The following is a 17,026-nucleotide window of genomic DNA, read 5'->3' on the forward strand; positions in this document are numbered from 1 at the left end:
ATGATCTGGTTTCTTCGAATCTTCTTTGTCGTAGTGCTGGTGTCCATGCTTGGCGTCACGAGCTGGGCTTCGCAGCAGTGTGCACTGTGGGCCATCCCGGGTTCGGTGGGAGGGCATCCATGGTTCATCGCTACGCTGTTTGACACCTATTGGGCCTTTCTCACTTTTTACTGCTGGGTCGCTTACAAGGAGCGCTCGTGGTTCGGCTGCATTGGCTGGCTGCTGGGCATTCTGCTGCTCGGCAACATAGCGATGGCGGTGTACATGCTCATCCTACTTTTCCGTGTGCCATCGAATGCGCGCATGGAGGACATCCTGCTTCGAAAAGCATGACTGAACCCATCCAGCGAGAATCTTTGTGGCGCCGCTGGGTGGTGAAGCCGGTCGTTGCGCAGCTGGCGCAAGGGACGACACCTGCCAAAATCGCGCAGGCCATTGCCTTTGGTGTCACGACGGGCGTCTTTCCGCTGCTGGGAACGACAACTGTGCTGGCACTGGGGGTGGGCGTTGTTTTGAAGCTGAACCAGCCGGTGCTGCAGGTGTTTCGTGAGCTGACGTATCCGCTGCATCTGGCAAGCATCCTCCTCTTCATGCGCGCGGGTGAGTCACTCTTCGGTGCCGAGCATGTGCCGCTTTCCATTCCGATGATGATGGAGCGCTTCTTTGCCAGCCCGGGTCAGTTCATGGCTGAATTCGGCATGATCGGACTCTACGGTGTGGTCGTCTGGCTGCTGCTCGCACCGCTGCTCATTGGCGTGGTCTTTTTTGTCAGCAAACCCCTCGTCGAGAAACTCGCCAAACACCTCAACTTCGCAAAACATGATGCATGATTTCTGGTTCCTGATGGGCATAGGCACGGTGGTGGCATTCCTGCTGTTTGCGCTAACCTGGCTGCTGAGCTTGAAGCTGAACAACTTCAGCTTTGTCGATGTAACATGGTCTTATGCGCTCGCTGTGATTGCCCCACTTTATGCGTGGCTGGGGGGAGGATTTACGGAGCGCAAAATCATTGCGGTGACGATGGGGGTCTTGTGGAGTGTGAGGCTTGGGACGTATCTCTTAATCCGAGTCAAAGGGCATCATCCTCATGAGGATGTGCGCTACGCTGTGCTGCGTGAGAAATGGAAGGACGGACTGGCGAAGAACTTTTTCTTTTTCTTTCAGGCGCAGGCTTTGCTGATCGTGCTGCTGGCGGTGCCTGTGCTGCTGGCGTGTTTGAATCCCGCTCCGGAGTTGAACCTCATCGAAATGGCAGGGGCCATTGTGTGGCTGATCGGTCTGAGTGGCGAGGCTTTGAGCGATGCTCAGATGAAGAGGTTCAAAGCTGATCCTGCGAGCAAAGGCAAGGTGTGTCAGGTTGGGCTCTGGCGCTACTCGAGGCATCCGAACTACTTCTTTGAGTCCATCGTGTGGTGGGGGTTCTGGCTGTTTGCCTGCGGTTCACCGTGGGGCTGGGTCACCGTGTATGCCCCGGCATTGATCCTGTATTTTCTGCTGCGTGTCACCGGCATCCCGCTCACGGAGGAATGCGCCGTGAAGAGCAAGGGCGACGCCTACCGCGAGTATCAGCGCACCACGAGCGCCTTTGTGCCGTGGCCGCCGAAAAGTTGAATCCAGTCTGTTTCCAAGGTCGCACAACTCCCCAAACCGCATGAGCACCATCAACGCCATCCTCGCCAAGAACATTCTCCCGGACAGCATGATCCGGATCGGCATCCGCCAGCGGCTGGCCGAGACGCTGAAGGAGAACAAGCAGCCCACCGCCGAAGCCCAGCGCGCCGCCCTGATGCGCTATGTGCAGGATCTCAAGCAGATGCCCGTGGCCATCGCGACGGATGAGGCCAACGAGCAGCACTATGAGGTGCCCACGCGGTTCTATCAGCTCGTGCTTGGCAAACACTTGAAGTACAGCTCGGGTTACTGGCCGGATGAGAAAACCACCTTTGATGAATCCGAAGCAGCGATGCTGCAGCTGACCTGCGAGCGTGCGGAGTTGCAGGATGGACAGCGCATTCTCGAACTGGGCTGCGGCTGGGGTTCGCTGTCACTGTGGATGGCGGAGCATTATCCGAATGCGCAGATCACCAGTGTTTCCAATTCGCGCACGCAGAAGCTGTTCATTGATGCAGAGGCGGTGAAGCGAGGCTTGAAAAATCTGACGATCATCACCGCCAACATGATTCACTTCGAAGGCGTTGGTGAAGGAATCTTCGACCGCTGCGTCTCGGTGGAGATGTTCGAGCACATGAAGAACTACCAGGAGCTGCTGCGCCGAGTCTCCACCTGGCTGAAGCCGCGAGGCAAGCTCTTCGTGCACATCTTCACCCACCGCGAATACGCCTACCACTACGAGGTGCGCAGCGAGGACGACTGGATGGCGAAATACTTCTTCACCGGCGGGCAGATGCCCAGCGATGACCTGCTGCTCTACTTCCAGGATGATTTAAAAATCGAAGATCACTGGTGCGTGAGTGGTCAGCATTATTCCAAGACGAGCGAGGCCTGGCTGGCGAACATGGGCGCGCACAAGGCGGAGATCCTGCCGCTGTTTGCCGAGACCTACGGCAAAGACCAGGTGACCAAGTGGTGGGTCTGGTGGAGGTTGTTTTTCCTCGCCTGCGCCGAGCTGTGGGGATACCGCGGCGGTGAGGAATGGATCGTTTCACACTACCGGTTTATCAAACCATGAAAACGACACTGACAATCGCTGCGGCCATGCTGATGGCGGGGCATGCATTCGGAGACTTCACGGAACTCGTGAAACAGGGCGATGCGTATGATGCCCAGTTCAAAGCGGAGGCGGCGCTGCAGTACTACCTGCCGGCTGAAAAGCTGAATCCCAAGGATGCGTCGCTGCTGGTGAAAATCGCGCGGCAGTATGTTTACCGAATGGCAGATCTCTCGGGCAAAGCAGATCAATTGAAGTCGGGGCGCACCGCACTTGCCTATTCTGAACGTGCGGTGAAGCTGGCTCCCAAGGAGTCTGATCCACATCTCGCGGTCGCCATCTGTCTTGGCAAACTCTCACCGCTGCTGGGCAACAAGGAAAGCATCGAAGCGTCACACAAGATCAAGGCGGAGGCAGAGACTGCGGCGAAGCTCAATCCCAAAGACGACTTTGCCTGGCATCTGCTTGGGCGCTGGAATCAGGAACTGGCGCAGATCGGCGGCATGACCCGTGCCGTGGCCATGATCGTGTATGGGGCCTTGCCAAGTGCGTCATATGACGAGGCGGTGAAGTGTTTTCAAAAGGCCATCGCGCTCAATCCGAACCGCCTCATCCACTACGTCGAACTTGGGCGCACCTACGCACTCATGGGACGCAAAACGGAAGCGAAGCAGTTCATCGAAAAAGGGCTCGCGATGACGAACCGTGATCAGGATGATCCGGGGACGAAGGAGCGTGGGAGGAAGACGCTGAAGGAATTGTAGCGGGCTGGATTGAGTCGTTGACGATGTCCGCCAATGGCGTAGTCTGAGAAGTGGTTTTCGAAGAAACATCCATCTTCACCCGTCGTGTCACGCAATTGCTCACCGATGATGACTATGCCAAGCTCCAACAGCATCTCATCAGCCATCCCGATGATGGTGATCTCATCCGTGGTCCGGTGGTTTTCGAAAAGTTCGCTGGAGCGCGCCTGGGCGTGGCAAGCGTGGTGGCGTGCGCATTATTTATTACTGGTGGAACTCAGAGGATCTCATCTCGATGGTTTTGATCTACGCCAAAAACGAACAAGACAACCTCACACCAGACCAGCTTAAACGTCTTAAACAACTCATCGACCGTCCATGAAAGAAGCCCTTTTCCAGGAACTCCTCCAGAGTGTTAGCGAAATGAAGGCCATCCGCGCAGGCAAGGAGAAGCCATCTCGAAGTTTCACCTTCGACACGCCTTCCGACGTAGCCAAAGTCCGGGCAAAGCTGGGGGTTACCCAGCCAGCCTTTGCCCGGCTGCTGGGTATCAGCGAAAGAACCCTGCAGAACTGGGAGCAAGGCCGCCGAAAGCCCACGGGGCCTGCCAAGGTGCTGCTCAAAGTGGCTGATCGACATCCCAAACTGCTCCTAAAGACGGTGGCGTAAGTGTTGATAGTAGAGAGATCACTCGCCAGCGGTCAGTTCTTAGCGCGGCCTTCTCCTTCCACGTCAGGAAGGAACATGGTCAGCAGGCCCAGCAGGGGCAGGAAGGCACAGAAGTGGAAGACGAAGTTGATGCCCTGATGGTCCGCCAGTTTTCCCAGCACGGCAGCGCCAATACCAGCGATGCCAAAGGCGAGGCCAAAGAACAGGCCCGCGATCATGCCGACTTTTCCGGGCATGAGTTCCTGAGCATACACCAGGATGGCTGAGAAGGCGGAGGCGAGGATCAAGCCGATGATGACTGTCAGCACAGCCGTCAGCCACAGGCCTGCATGCGGCAGCCACAGTGAGAAGGGTGCGGCACCCAGAATGGAAAACCAGATGACGCGCTTGCGGCCAATGTGATCTCCCACGGGGCCACCCACGATGGTGCCGACGGCCACGGCAAAGAGGAAGAGGAACAGATAGTACTGCGAGGTCTGCACCGAGACATGGAAGCGCTCCATCAGGTAGAAGGTGTAGTAGTTGCTCAGGCTGACCAGGTACACGTACTTGGAGAAGATCAGCATGACGAGGATGGCCATGGCAAAGGCAATCCTGCCGGATGTCGGGCGGGCTTGAGCGGTGGCTGAGCGCGCTGATTTGCGCTGAATGCGGTGGAGATTGCGCGCCTGCCAGAGGCCGATCTGCCACAGCACGAAGACGCCCAGCATCGCGATGATGGAGAACCATGACAGGGCAGCCTGACCATGGGGCACGATGAACCACGCCGCCAGCAGGGGGCCGATGGAAGAGCCTGCATTTCCACCCACCTGAAACAGGGACTGCGCCAGACCACGTCGCCTGCCCGCCGCCATGTGAGCGATGCGCGATGCCTCGGGATGGAAGATGGCGGAGCCGGAACCCACCAGCCCGGAGGCGATGAGGATGGCCGGGTAGCTGTGGGCTCTGGAGAGGGCCAATAGGCCGATCAAAGTCAGACCCATGCCGACCGGCAGCGAGTAGGGCAGCGGCCGCTTGTCCGTGATGTAACCCACGAGCGGTTGCAGCAGGGAGGCGGTGACTTGGAAGGTCAGCGTGATGTATCCGAGCTGTGCAAAGCTCAGTCCGTACGTTTCCTTGAGCACCGGATAGATCGCTGGCAGCAGGGCCTGGATGGTGTCATTCAGCATGTGGGAAAAGCTGATGGCGAAGAGCAGCGCAAAGACGGTTTCTTTTGTGTCCGGCGCTGCGGTGGGAGTGATCGCGTGAGGTGGTTGGTCCTCGATCATCGTGTCATTCATAAGGACCGCGACCTTTCGCCTGAAGGCTGGTGGGCACAATCTGGCAGGCTGGTGCTAGGCGGCCTCTGGCTGGTATTTTTCTCGGATTGTGTCGCGGAACTCGCCGGGTGTCTGTCCGGCATGACGGCGGAAAAAACGGGTGAAATAGGAGGGGTCCTGGAAGCCCGTCTGGTAGCCGATTTCAGAGACGCTGAGGTCCGAGTGGAGCAGCAGGCGCTTGGCATCCAGGAGGCGGCGCTGGCGGATGAGCTCCCCGGCGGCATGACCGGTCTCCTGATGAATGACGTCGTTCAGATGATTGACGGTGATGCCCAGCTCTTTGGCATACGGCGCCAGAGTCTGCCATTCCCGGAAGTGATGCTCCAGTGACAGATGGAACTGGCGGGTCAGGAGCGCGGCACGCGAGGACTCCTTGACCGAATGCTTCTGCGCATAGAGGCGACCGGCCTGGATGAAGAGGATGCGCAGTGTGGCGCGCAATACTTCCTGCACGCCGGATTGAGCGGAGTCGTATTCCTGCTGCAGTTCGGCAAACAGCGCGGTGATGCGTGCGGCTTCCTTCGCGCTCACTGTCAGCCATGGCGTGACGCCCGAGCTGAAGAAGAAGGGCAGATCAAAGAGCATGCTGGGCGGCGGTGCGTGATGATCAAAGAACTCCTGTGTGAAGGAGGCCACCGTGCCCTGCGTCTGCGCTGCGGGGCGGATGGTGTGCACCTGCCCGGGGCTGAGGAAAAACAGGGTCACGCCGGTGACGTCGTGATCTCGGAAATCGTGCATGAGCCTGCCTGCGCCGGTGATCAGGAAGATCTGGAAGAAATCATGGAAATGCGGGATCAGCCGCTGGGGCTCCTGCCTCATGGAAAATTCCAGCGGCATGACCACAAAGCCCTCTGAGCGCAGCCGGTCCTGACCGTACACGCTCATCTGCAGAGAGGGGATGTTGCGGCGGTTCATGCGGGGAATTTTTGTTACGCTGGCCGATGAACGGGAGACTGTGCGGAGACAAAAAAGAGAGGCTGTTGCCAGCCTCTCTTCGTGAGTTTTCAGACTAGATCGTGTGGGTCAGATCATGCGAGCGCCTTGGCGACGGCTTCGGCGGTGATGCCGAGCTGCTTGAAGACGGTGTTGCCCGGGGCGCTGAGGCCGAAGCGGTCGATACCGATGATCTGGCCCTGGGTGCCGACGTATTTCCACCAGAGGCCGGTGACGCCGGCTTCGATGGCGATGCGCTTGGTGCAGGCGGCCGGAAGGACGGATTCGCGGTAGGCGGCGTCCTGGCGGTCAAAACGCTCAAAGCATGGCAGGCTGACGACGCGGACGCCGGGCTTGCCCTTGGCGCCTTCGACGGCCCACTGGACTTCAGAGCCGGTGGCGATGACGATGGCTTCGAGGGGGGCGGTTTCCTTCACGAGGATGTAGCCGCCTTTGAGCGTGCCTTCACGGCGGGCGGCTGCGCTGGCGATGCCCTGATGCGGCAGATCCTGACGGCTGAGAGCGAGGAGCGTGGGGCCATCGGTGCGGCTGAAGGCGGCGGCAAAGGCACCTGCGGTTTCTTCGGCATCGCCGGGGCGGATGACGTCGAGATTCGGGATCACGCGCAGACCGCTGACGGTTTCCACGGGTTGGTGGGTCGGGCCGTCTTCACCGACACCGACGGAGTCGTGGGTGAAGATGTAGGTGACGGGCAGGCGGGAAAGCGCGGCAAGGCGGATGCTCGGGCGGCAGTAGTCGGCGAAGACGAGGAAGGTCGCACCGCTGGGGAGGAATAGACCGTCATAGGCGATGCCGTTGCAGATGGCGCCCATGGCGTGCTCGCGGATACCGAACCAGATGTTGCGACCGGTTGGGTTTGCAGGGCTGAAGTCGCCCATGCCCGTGAGGTAGTTCTTGGTGGAGCCGAAGAGGTCGGCGCTGCCGGTGATGATGTGAGGCACCGCTTTGGCGATGTGATTGAAGATCTCGCCGCCGCTGTTGCGCGTGGCGGCCTTGCCTTCTGCCGGATACTCAGGGACGAGCTTGAGCAGGTCTTCGGCCTTCAGCGAGCCATGACGTGCGGCGTCGAGCTCTTTCGCGAGCCCTGGATTCGCTGCACCCCAGGCGAGGAAGACTTTGTTCCATTCACCGTGGATCGCGGCGCGCTTGTTCTTCAGATCGGCGAAGTAGGCCTTCACCTCGTCGCTGACGTAGAAATGCTTGCCTTCTGGCAGGCCGAGGCCTTTCTTGGCGGCATCGACGAACTTTGCGCCGCCTTCGCCGTGGGCCTTGGCAGTGCCGGCGACTTCAGGGATGCCTTTGCCGATGAGCGTCCGGGCGATGATGATCTTGGGCTTGCCGTTGTCGCCCTTCTTGGCGTTTTCGATGGCGGTGGAAATGGCGTCGAGGTCGTTGCCCTCGATGACCACTGCGTCCCAGCCCAAGGCGGAGTAAATCGCCAAGGTGTCCTCGTCCTGCGTGACCTTGGCCATCGCATCGAGAGTCACATCGTTGGAATCATAGATGAGGATGAGGTTGTCGAGGCGGTTGTGACCGGCGAAGGCCACGGCTTCACGGGCCACGCCTTCCTGGAGGCAGCCGTCACCCGCGAGGACGATGATGTGGTTGTCGATGATCTTGTGGTCGGCGGTGTTGTACTTCGCCGCCGCCATTTTGCCGCTGAGTGCAAAGCCCACTGCATTGCCGATGCCCTGGCCGAGAGGGCCGGTGGTACACTCGACGCCGACGGTCTCAAAGGACTCCGGATGGCCGGGGGTGTGGCTGCCCAGAACGCGGAACTTGGAGACTTCATCAATGGAAAGGTCATAGCCGCTGAGGTGCAGCCAGGAGTAGATGAACATGGAGCCGTGGCCGGCGCTGAGGATGAAGCGGTCGCGGTTCAGCCATTTGGGATCAGCGGGATCGCACTGGAGGGTTTCGCCGAAGAGGACGGCACCGATTTCGGCGCAACCGAGGGGCAGGCCGAGGTGGCCGGAGGAGCACTTGTGCACGGCATCCATGGCGAGACCACGGGCTTCGTTGGCGGCTTGAGCGAGGAGGGTTTTATTCATGTAGAGAGGTTCAGGGTCAATGAGGGTCAGAAACAGCGCCAGATGCGGCCAAGCGCGGGACGCCTTCCTTACTGGCGCAGGGGTCGGTTTCAAGGTCGAAAACTGGGGGGAATCGGTCATCATCGCCCCTTGCCAGAATGAAATTTGCCCCGGATGGTACCGCGTGAACAAAGGCAACCTCCCTTTCTGGCTCGCCGGAGCCGTCCTGCTGTATATCGGCTGGATCGCATTCGACATGCTGCGTCCGGTTTCGGGCGGGGGGACTGGGTCCACCACTTCCATCAGCGCTGTGCGCCTTTCGAAGCTGCCTGTCCTGGTGGAATTTTACGCTGACTGGTGCGGCCCCTGCAAAGTTGTGGGTCCGATGGTGGAGGAACTGGCGCAGGAACTGAAGGGCAAGGCGGTGGTGATTCGCATCAATGTCGACGAAGACCCTACGCTGGCGCGTGATCATGGAGTGGGGCCCATTCCCACCTTCATCGCTTTCAAATCAGGGCGCGAAATCGGGCGTCAAATTGGGGGCATTCCGAAGGCGCAGATGCGGCAGCTGCTGGGTCTGTGAGTTGCTCTGAACAGGGCCTACTTTTTCTTGTTCTTCTTCGCTTTCTTTGCAGGGGGCTCACCGGCATCATCAGCGGCGGGCTTGGTGCCGTTTAGATCCGCGAGCAGACGCGCGACGTAGCCGTTAAAGCGGGGATCGGGGGATTCGCCTTTGGCGGGGAGTTCTTTGAGCTGGGCGGCGATGGGGGCGGCTTTGTCGCCAAGATCGCTGATGGCATTGAGGGCGCTCAGGGAGGTGAAGACATCGTGCTGGCTCCTGTTGGCGAGGCTCACAAGGGCAGGCAGTGCGGCGGCGCGCTCGGCATCGCTGCCGTATTTGGCCAAGGACCAACTGGCGACGACCTGCACGTAGGTGGAGGTGTCCTTGGCGGCCTGGGAGATTTCATCGTGCGCTGCGTTCACGCCATCGCCGCCGCGCATGAGGATGCCCATGGCGGACCAGTAGCGGATGGCGCTGTCTTTGTCGGCAAATCCGGCCTTGAGATCTGCGATGGCGTCTGGCTTCAGAGAGGAGGCTGTGCCCGCGGCTTTGAGGATGCGGGCGAGGGGATACAGGGAGTCATCATGCGCCATGTCGTAGGGTGTGGTGCCTTCGGCGCGGTGGTGCATCTCACCTTCTGCGACCATGCCGGCGTCGCGGATTTTCAGGGCGAGGTTTTCCTGCGCGGTGCGCATCTTGGCGAGTGTCGCTGCGTGCTCGGGCTGGGCGGCGAGGTTGTGGACTTCATCGGGATCGCTTTGCAGGTCGTAGAGTTCTTCGGGGTCTTTCGGCACCTTCCAGAAGATGGACTGCTCGGGGGTGAGCTTGCCTGCATCATATAGCTGCCGCCACACGCGGGTGCTGGGTGTTTCAAACTGGTAGTTCACATGCTGGCCCTGGGAGAGGTGGGGCATGTAGTTGCGGAGATAAACGAAGCGGCCATCCGTGACGCTGCGGACGCAGTCGTAGCGCTCGTCCATGCGGCCACGAAAGCCGTAGACGAAGGGCTGAGGCTCGGTCTGGAACTTGCCGGCAAAGGCGTGGCCCTGCATCCATTCCGGAGGCTGCACGCCGATGAGGCTGAGCAGTGTGGGTGCGAGATCGACAAAGCTGACGAGGCGGTCTGACTTCACTCCGGCGCCGTATTCCTTGGGGGCGAGGTGTTTCCAGTTTGGCGGGAAATAGACGACCATGGGCACCTGCAGGCCGGAGTTGCAGGGCCAGCGCTTGTTGCGGGGCATGCCGCTGCCGTGGTCGGCGTAATAGAAGACAATGGTATCGGCAGCGAGACCGGCGGCTTCGAGTTCTTTTAAACGCCTGCCTGCGGAGGCATCGGCGAGAGTGACTTGATCATAATACTGCGCCCAGTCCTGGCGCACTTCGGGCGTGTCGGGATGGTAGGCGGGGACGCGGACTTTGGCGGGATCATGAATGGCGACGTGAGGGCGTTTGCGGAGCTGGCTTTCGTGGCTGCACTGCTCGTTGAAGATGGCGAAGAAGGGCTGGCCATCTTTGCGGTTTCTCCAATGCGCTTTGCCATTGGATTCGTCCCACACGCCTTCGGGCTTTTGCAGGTTGTAGTCCTCCTTGCTGTTGTTGGTGCAGTAGTAGCCGGCTTCGCGCAGGAACTGCGGATACATCTTTGTGCCTTTGGGCATGGCTGCCATGCTGCGCATGTGCTCGCCGCCGGTGGATGGGGAGTACATGCCCGCGATGATGGTGGTGCGTGCTGCAGCACAGACTGGAGCGCAGGACCACGCGTGCTTGAAGAGCATACCCTTCGCGGCCAAGGCATCCACATTTGGGGTGTCGGCATAGGTGTCGCCATAGCAGCCCATGTGCGGGCCGTGGTCCTCGCTGGTGAGCCAGAGGATGTTGGGCCGCTCCGCGGCAAATGACGAATGCAGAATGACGAAGGCAGAAAGGAGGATGCTCAGGAGCTTCATGGGGCGGGTGGAACGATGGCGGGTGCTGCGATCCTTCATTTCAATGTGCGTGCATGGAGAAAGCCGCCGCCGGGATTGTGCTGCGCAACCCGTGCGGATAGACATGATCGCCAGCGGGCGATTTCTATGCGTCATTCGAGTTTCATGAACATCTATCGACTTCTTCAGCTTTGCGCCGTGCTCCTGATTTCTCAGCCGGCGCTGGGGCAGGCAGCGTCACCGTTGGCGTCCAACCCATATGCTGCGGTGCATGAAATCACTCAGTTGAAGACCCGAGTCAGCCAGCTTGAACACCAGGTGAAAAAACTGGAATCCACTGGCTTGGTGCTGTTCTTGTTTGGCGTGTTTTGTGCGCTCTGGGCGCAGAACACCGGACGGAACGCCTGGCTCTGGTTTTTTCTGGGCCTGTTTGGCAGCCTGATCACGGTGATCGTCCTGCTCGTCAAAAACTCCAATGATCGCTTTCGAGAATCGCTGCGCGTCAAACTCGACTAACTCCCTGCCATGACTCTCCGCCACGAACTTCAGGCCGAATACGCCCGCTACCGCACCCGCCGCTGGTTTTTCAAAGACTGCGGCGTGGGCTTGGCGAGCATTGCGGCGATGGATCTGATGTCGCGCACGGCCAGTGCGGCTGCTCCCGTGAGTCCGCTGGCGCTGAAGAAGCCGCATTATCCTGCGAAGGCGAAGCGGGTGATCTATCTTTTCATGGGTGGTGCGCCGAGCCATCTGGAGTTGTTCGACAACAAGCCGGAGCTTTCCAAATGGGACGGCAAGCTGCCGCCGCCGGATCTGCTGAAAGGCTACCGCGCCGCGTTCATCAATCCCAACAGCAAGCTGCTGGGACCGAAGTTTAAGTTTGCGCGGCATGGTCAGAGCGGCGCGGAACTGAGCGAGCTGCTGCCGCACACGGCGAAGATGGCGGATGATCTGACGATTGTGCGGTCGATGAAAACGGACGCCTTCAATCATGCGCCGGGACAGATTTTGATGAGCACGGGCTCGCAGATTTTCGGGCGGCCGAGCTTTGGGGCGTGGACGCTGTATGGCCTCGGCACGGAGAATCAGGATCTGCCGGGATATGTGGTGATGCAGAGCGGGCAGAAAGGGCCCAGCGGCGGCATGAGCAACTTCGGCTGCGGCTTCCTGCCCACGGTGTATCAAGGCGTGCCGTTCCGCAGCAGCGGGGAGCCTGTTTTGTTTTTGAGCAATCCGGAGGGCGTCAATGACGCGACACAGCGGGACACGCTGGATGTGCTGAAGCAGCTCAATGAAGAGCGGCTCAAAGTGGTGGGTGATCCTGAGATCGCGAGCCGCATCAACAGCTTCGAGCTGGCCTATCGCATGCAGCAGACGGCGCCGGAGCTGATGGACATCAGCAAGGAACCCAAGCACATCCTCGACATGTATGGCGCAAAGCCGGGCGAGGCGTCCTTTGCCAACAACTGCCTGCTCGCGCGGCGGCTGGTGGAAAGCGGTGTGCGTTTTGTGCAGCTATTCCATGAGGCGTGGGATCATCATGGTGGCTTGGTGAATGGATTGAAGACGCAGTGCGGGCTCACGGATCAGCCTTGCGCCGCTTTGCTGCGGGATTTGAAGCAGCGAGGATTGCTGGAGGACACGCTGGTCATCTGGGGCGGTGAGTTTGGCCGCACGCCGATGGTGCAGGGTGGCAATGATGGGCGCGATCATCACCCGAACTGCTTCAGCATGTGGTTTGCCGGCGGCGGCATGAAGCCCGGCCTCACGCTTGGCCAGAGCGATGAGTTTGGGTTCAATGTCACTGAAGACCCGGTGCATGTGCATGACCTGCATGCCACGCTGCTGCACGTGCTGGGCTTTGATCACACGAAGCTCAATCAGCGATTCCAGGGCCTGGATATGAGGCTGACGGGAGTGGCTGGGGAGTTGGTGACGAAGATGCTGGCGTAGTCGCTTTTCCAAAGCTCACACAACCGGGACGGTTGTGCTACTTCAGATGCCGTAACCGGCGCGATAGGCTTTGTGGATGATGGCGTCGGCTTCCGGTGTGTTGGGGGATTTCATCGCCTTGGTGTCCCATTCGACGCGTTTGCCGAAGCGAACGGCGAGGAGGCCGACGAGGAGGGATTCGGTGAAGGGGGCGGAATACCAGAATCCGGATTTGGCATCCAGCGGGTTGCCGGTTTTGCAGGCTTCGAGGAATTCTTTGCGGTGGCCGCTGAGGCAGCGGGGGATCGTTTTCGCGGGGATGACGAACTGCTGCATCTTGGTCTCAGGCACGATGCGCGGGGTGCCGGACCAGCCACCGGCGAGGATGCAGCCTTTGTCTCCCACGAAGTAGATGCCGTTGTCGCCGAGGTTGCGCGTTTCTTCGAGACCTTCCGGGCGGGGTGGCAGCTTGCCGCCGTCATACCAGACCATTTTCACGGCAGGGCGGTTGCCTTTGGCGGGGAAGTGGTAGGTGATGACGCTCCAGGTCGGGTAGGACTGATTGTTGTTCGGGCCGTTCTCGGCTTCGACCCAGTCGGGGGCATCGAGATCCAGCGCGTAGAAGGCGGGATCGGCGTTGTGCACGGCCATATCGCCCAGCGCACCGCAGCCAAAGTCCCACCAGCCGCGCCATTTGCGCGGGCAGAAGTCAGGATGGTAGGCTCGTGCCTTGGCCGGGCCGAGCCAAAGGTCCCAGTCGAGATTCTTGGGCACGGGCGGTGTGTCGGTGGGGTAGGCCTTGCCTTGGGAATCCCAGAATTTGCCGGGGCGGTCGGACCACACATGCACCTCGGAGACTTTGCCGATGGCACCGGCTTGAATCCACTCGCGGGTCAGGCGGATGCCTTCGCTGGCGTGGCCTTGGTTGCCCATTTGGGTGACGCGTTTGGTCTCTGCGGCCACATCGCGCATGGCGCGCGCTTCGGCGATGGTGTGGGCGAGCGGCTTCTCGACATAGACGTGGCGCCCGGCACGCATGGCCATGATGCTCGCGGGTGCATGCACGTGGTCCGGCGTGGCCACGAGCACGGCGTCGATGTCCTTCTGCTTGTCGATCAGTTCGCGGTAGTCGCGGTAGAGCTTGGCATTCGGGTATTTTTTGATCGTGCCGGCGGAGTGGTCGAGATCCACGTCACAGAGCGCCACGATGTTGGCGAGGCCTGAATCATCCAGATCCCTGATGTCCCCACCGCCCTGCCCCCCGATGCCGATGCAGCCGAGATTAATTTTTTCACTCGGTGGAGTAAAACCGGTACCGCCAATGACGTGGCGAGGCACGATTTGAAAGCCGAAGGCTGCGGCTGCGGTGGATTTAATGAACTGACGACGAGGAAGCTGGGACATTTTTAGAAAACGCAAAATAAAAACAAGGTCTTGCGTAGAGACCGCTGTCAGGCTCGTATTAGTCCTTATGAAACGACCTTGGAAAGACATCTCCGTCCCCCTGCGTGACGGCATGATACACTGGCCCGGTGACCCCGAGTGCCACATCAAACGTGTGGTCAGCATGGACGATGGCGCCGTGTGTAATCTGACACACCTCAGCATGAGCGCCCACACGGGAACGCACATGGATGCGCCGCGACATTTCATCGCCGATGGATTGACGATGGAGCAGATGCCGCTGGAGCCTGTGATCGGCCGCTGCCGCGTTTTTGAGCTTCTCGACTGTGAGGATCAGATCACGGTGGATGATCTGAAGAAGCTCAAAATAGCCCCGCGCCAGCGCGTGCTCTTCAAGACGCGCAATTCGACGCGAAGCTGGGCGATGAACGAGTTCGACAAGGACTTCGTCTCCATCCGTGCGGACGCCGCGCAGTACCTCGTCGATCAAGGCGTGGTGACCGTGGGCGTCGATTACCTCAGCATCGGCGGCTTCAACAAGGACGGTGTGGAAACACATCAGATCATGCTCGGTGCTGGTATCTGGGTGATCGAAGGCCTCAATCTGGCCGAGATCAAATCCGGCTACTACGAGCTGATCTGCCTGCCGCTCAAACTGGAAGGTGCCGACGGCGCTCCGTGCCGGGTGGTGCTGCGCTAACCCGCGCGCCGCTTCATCTGATCGCTCGCCTGGTCGAGGATGCGGCGTTCCTCGGGGGTGAGGCTTTGCATGCCTTGATGGCTGATCTTGTCGAGGATGTCATCGACGGTGGGAGTGCTGCTTTTTTTCGCGGGCTTCCGGGTCTGCGGCGGCGAACGTTTGGGCAGGGAGGGAAGCTTCAGCGCGCCTGTTTCGTAGCGGATGAAGGCGTAGGCGGTGCCGACGTTGGCGGCGAGGAGGAGGAGCGAGGACCAGTCGCGCGCTCCGAGGCTGCCGAGGGCATTAAGGCCCACGAAGACGGCGGCGAGGATCCAGGCATCGATGGTGAGAATGATGACGCTAAGCTTCGCGTGGGGGTAGAGGGTGGCGAAGGCGATAAAGACGCCAAACTCAAGCTGCATCATCCCCATGCAGGCGAAGCCCCGACTGCCGAAGAGGCTGATCAAGGTGATGGCCAACGGAGAGATCAGCAGCAGAAGCAAAAGCAGCCGGACAAAGGCGCGACGGCCCAGGTGACGCTCCACCGCTTCGCCGAAATTCCAGAGCAGGAGGCAGCCGATGAGAGTCCAGAGACTGGGAGGATTGACGAAGATGTACGTCAGAGGCGTCCAGAGATGGAGCTGACGAAAGGCGCTGTCGTAGGTGAAGACAAAATGCCCCATCAAGTCGTAACCGAGCACCGCGGTGATGATCATGCTCGCAGCTCCGGCGAGTGCGATGATGGCGGCGAGATAGACGGGGTGCGTTTTCCACCACGTCAGCGGGAGTCGATCTTGAGATTCAGGGAGCCAGGAGTTGAACATGAGTTTTGATTTCTACTTACGCACACGATCGACGAGAACGGCGCAGAGGATGACGAGGCCGAGGACGATTTTCTGCGTGTTGCTTTCGACGTTGGTGAGGTTCATGCCGTTTTGGATGACGGCGATGATGAAGGCGCCGATCAGGGTGCCGGGCATGGTGCCTTTGCCACCGCTGAGGCTGGTGCCGCCCACCACGACGGCGGCGATGACGTAGAGCTCATACATCTGGCCGTAGGTGGGGGAACCGCTTTTGAGCAGGGATGCGGTGACGACACCGCCGAGGCCGGCGAGCAGTCCGCACAGGACGTAGGCGATGAGGATGACACGCTGGACGGGCACGCCGGAAAGGTGCGCGGCTTCCACATTGCCACCGACGGCGTAGAGGTTTCTGCCGAGGCGGGTCTGCGTCATCACGATGTGAGCGGCGGCGTAGAGCAGCAGCATGAGGACCACGGCGTTGGGCAGGCCCAGGAGATCGGAGCCACGTCCCAGCCGGGCAAAGGAATCCGGCACCTGATAGACGGATTGATTTTCGGCGAGTCGATAGGCCAGGCCGCTGCCCACGAGCATCATCGCCAGCGTGACGATGAAGGGCGGCATGCGCAGGCGGGTGATGAAGGCACCGGAGAGCAGGCCACATGCGCCGCACAAAGCGATGCCACCGAGCCCGGCGGCGAACATGCCAGCGGCTCCGGCATGCACACCGCCGCAGAAATCACGCACGATGATCGTGGTGATGACGGCGGAAAGGGCGATCAGGCTTCCGACGCTCAGATCAATGCCGGCGGTGATGATGACCAATGTCATGCCGATGGCGAGGATGGCGATGACGGCGATCTGATTGGCGATGTTGAGCAGGTTGTCGGTCTTGAGGAAGACGGGCCAGGCATGGGGCCGTGGTCGCACCACGCGGGCGTTTTTGAGCGCGGGGAAGTCGGCGGCGAGATCGCTGAACACGAGCCAGGATGCGGTGGCCTGATTGCAGGCGATCACATCGATGCCGCCCGATGCCGCAGCACGCAGCAGCGCGGCGCGTGCGTCTTTGGGTTCGCCCTCAACGATTTCAGCGCGAGAGCCGAGCTCTGCCTGGAGTGCTTTGGCGAAGACGGCGTCTGCGGTGGTCGGGCGCACGACGATAAGGACTTTCGCGTTCGGGTTGATCTGGGAGACGACGTCTTTGGCTGCGGCAGCATTCTGCGGGTATTGCCGGGTCCAGGTGGCGATGCTGAAGAAGACGCACAGCAGCAGCAGTGCGATGAGCATGCCGGAGCCGGCGAGGCGGTGGCGGATGAAGGCAGGAAGACGGCTCATGCGGAA

At 60.2% G+C, this 17,026-nt stretch carries 19 protein-coding genes; 12 read left to right on the plus strand and 7 right to left on the minus strand.

Annotated elements, in window-relative coordinates; translation table 11 throughout:
• The 8 genes from AC24GY_RS00150 to AC24GY_RS00185 are packed head-to-tail and all read left to right on the plus strand — an operon-like array spanning position 1 to position 4,080.
• Positions 1 to 333: a DUF1475 family protein gene (locus AC24GY_RS00150; protein WP_487679252.1), complete on the plus strand. Its 333-nt coding sequence runs from the start codon at positions 1 to 3 to the stop codon at positions 331 to 333.
• On the plus strand, positions 330 to 830 hold the full coding sequence (locus tag AC24GY_RS00155) for a DUF2062 domain-containing protein (protein ID WP_487679254.1): 501 nt from the start codon (positions 330 to 332) through the stop codon (positions 828 to 830). Before AC24GY_RS00150 ends, AC24GY_RS00155 begins: the two co-directional genes overlap by 4 nt.
• Entirely contained in the window at positions 820 to 1,611 is a 792-nt protein-coding gene (locus tag AC24GY_RS00160; protein WP_487679256.1) for a DUF1295 domain-containing protein, read from the plus strand. The genes AC24GY_RS00155 and AC24GY_RS00160 overlap by 11 nt, the downstream gene beginning before the upstream one ends.
• 40 nt (positions 1,612 to 1,651) lie before the next feature.
• Positions 1,652 to 2,689, plus strand: coding sequence for an SAM-dependent methyltransferase (locus tag AC24GY_RS00165; protein ID WP_487679258.1), 1,038 nt, complete (start codon positions 1,652 to 1,654; stop codon positions 2,687 to 2,689).
• Entirely contained in the window at positions 2,686 to 3,432 is a 747-nt protein-coding gene (locus tag AC24GY_RS00170; RefSeq protein WP_487679260.1) for a hypothetical protein, read from the plus strand. Before AC24GY_RS00165 ends, AC24GY_RS00170 begins: the two co-directional genes overlap by 4 nt.
• Before the next feature lie 50 nt (positions 3,433 to 3,482).
• The gene (locus AC24GY_RS00175; protein ID WP_487680158.1) at positions 3,483 to 3,716 is read left to right on the plus strand and encodes a hypothetical protein; all 234 of its coding nucleotides are present in this window, start codon (positions 3,483 to 3,485) and stop codon (positions 3,714 to 3,716) included.
• Positions 3,662 to 3,793: a hypothetical protein gene (locus tag AC24GY_RS00180; RefSeq protein ID WP_487679262.1), complete on the plus strand. Its 132-nt coding sequence runs from the start codon at positions 3,662 to 3,664 to the stop codon at positions 3,791 to 3,793. The genes AC24GY_RS00175 and AC24GY_RS00180 overlap by 55 nt, the downstream gene beginning before the upstream one ends.
• Positions 3,790 to 4,080, plus strand: coding sequence for a helix-turn-helix domain-containing protein (locus tag AC24GY_RS00185; protein WP_487679264.1), 291 nt, complete (start codon positions 3,790 to 3,792; stop codon positions 4,078 to 4,080). The genes AC24GY_RS00180 and AC24GY_RS00185 overlap by 4 nt, the downstream gene beginning before the upstream one ends.
• 32 nt (positions 4,081 to 4,112) lie before the next feature.
• Here AC24GY_RS00185 and AC24GY_RS00190 read toward each other — a convergent pair whose 3' ends face one another.
• The 3 genes from AC24GY_RS00190 to tkt form a co-directional block, all read right to left on the minus strand.
• A complete protein-coding gene (locus AC24GY_RS00190) occupies positions 4,113 to 5,360 on the minus strand; it encodes an MFS transporter (RefSeq protein ID WP_487679266.1) in 1,248 nt (415 codons plus the stop codon).
• A gap of 54 nt (positions 5,361 to 5,414) precedes the next feature.
• Positions 5,415 to 6,314 carry a helix-turn-helix transcriptional regulator gene (locus AC24GY_RS00195; protein WP_487679268.1) on the minus strand — a complete coding sequence of 300 codons (900 nt, stop codon included), beginning with the start codon at positions 6,312 to 6,314 and terminating at the stop codon, positions 5,415 to 5,417.
• 113 nt (positions 6,315 to 6,427) lie between these two features.
• Positions 6,428 to 8,404, minus strand: coding sequence for a transketolase (gene tkt / locus AC24GY_RS00200; protein WP_487679270.1), 1,977 nt, complete (start codon positions 8,402 to 8,404; stop codon positions 6,428 to 6,430).
• A 163-nt stretch (positions 8,405 to 8,567) separates the two neighbouring features.
• Here tkt and AC24GY_RS00205 point away from each other — a divergent pair, with 163 nt between their 5' ends.
• On the plus strand, positions 8,568 to 8,966 hold the full coding sequence (locus tag AC24GY_RS00205; RefSeq protein WP_487679272.1) for a thioredoxin family protein: 399 nt from the start codon (positions 8,568 to 8,570) through the stop codon (positions 8,964 to 8,966).
• A 17-nt stretch (positions 8,967 to 8,983) separates the two neighbouring features.
• On the opposite strand, the gene AC24GY_RS00210 is transcribed toward AC24GY_RS00205, so the two are convergent.
• Positions 8,984 to 10,891 carry a sulfatase-like hydrolase/transferase gene (locus tag AC24GY_RS00210; protein WP_487679274.1) on the minus strand — a complete coding sequence of 636 codons (1,908 nt, stop codon included), beginning with the start codon at positions 10,889 to 10,891 and terminating at the stop codon, positions 8,984 to 8,986.
• 15 nt (positions 10,892 to 10,906) lie between these two features.
• Between AC24GY_RS00210 and AC24GY_RS00215 the strand changes: the two genes are divergently transcribed.
• Both AC24GY_RS00215 and AC24GY_RS00220 read left to right on the plus strand, forming a co-directional pair.
• Positions 10,907 to 11,386, plus strand: coding sequence for a hypothetical protein (locus AC24GY_RS00215; RefSeq protein ID WP_487679276.1), 480 nt, complete (start codon positions 10,907 to 10,909; stop codon positions 11,384 to 11,386).
• A 9-nt stretch (positions 11,387 to 11,395) separates the two neighbouring features.
• Complete coding sequence (locus tag AC24GY_RS00220) at positions 11,396 to 12,823, plus strand: DUF1501 domain-containing protein (protein ID WP_487679278.1); 1,428 nt, start codon at positions 11,396 to 11,398, stop codon at positions 12,821 to 12,823.
• A gap of 42 nt (positions 12,824 to 12,865) precedes the next feature.
• On the opposite strand, the gene AC24GY_RS00225 is transcribed toward AC24GY_RS00220, so the two are convergent.
• The gene (locus tag AC24GY_RS00225; protein ID WP_487679280.1) at positions 12,866 to 14,206 is read right to left on the minus strand and encodes a Gfo/Idh/MocA family protein; all 1,341 of its coding nucleotides are present in this window, start codon (positions 14,204 to 14,206) and stop codon (positions 12,866 to 12,868) included.
• A gap of 67 nt (positions 14,207 to 14,273) precedes the next feature.
• Here AC24GY_RS00225 and AC24GY_RS00230 point away from each other — a divergent pair, with 67 nt between their 5' ends.
• A complete protein-coding gene (locus AC24GY_RS00230) occupies positions 14,274 to 14,906 on the plus strand; it encodes a cyclase family protein (protein WP_422321056.1) in 633 nt (210 codons plus the stop codon).
• Here the strand turns inward: AC24GY_RS00230 and AC24GY_RS00235 are convergent.
• A complete protein-coding gene (locus AC24GY_RS00235; protein WP_487679282.1) occupies positions 14,903 to 15,709 on the minus strand; it encodes a rhomboid family intramembrane serine protease in 807 nt (268 codons plus the stop codon). The genes AC24GY_RS00230 and AC24GY_RS00235 overlap by 4 nt on opposite strands.
• A gap of 12 nt (positions 15,710 to 15,721) precedes the next feature.
• Positions 15,722 to 17,020, minus strand: coding sequence for an ABC transporter permease (locus tag AC24GY_RS00240; RefSeq protein WP_487679284.1), 1,299 nt, complete (start codon positions 17,018 to 17,020; stop codon positions 15,722 to 15,724).
• Between the last annotated feature and the right edge of the window lie 6 nt (positions 17,021 to 17,026).

This window comes from Prosthecobacter sp. Pr1 (assembly GCF_057652315.1).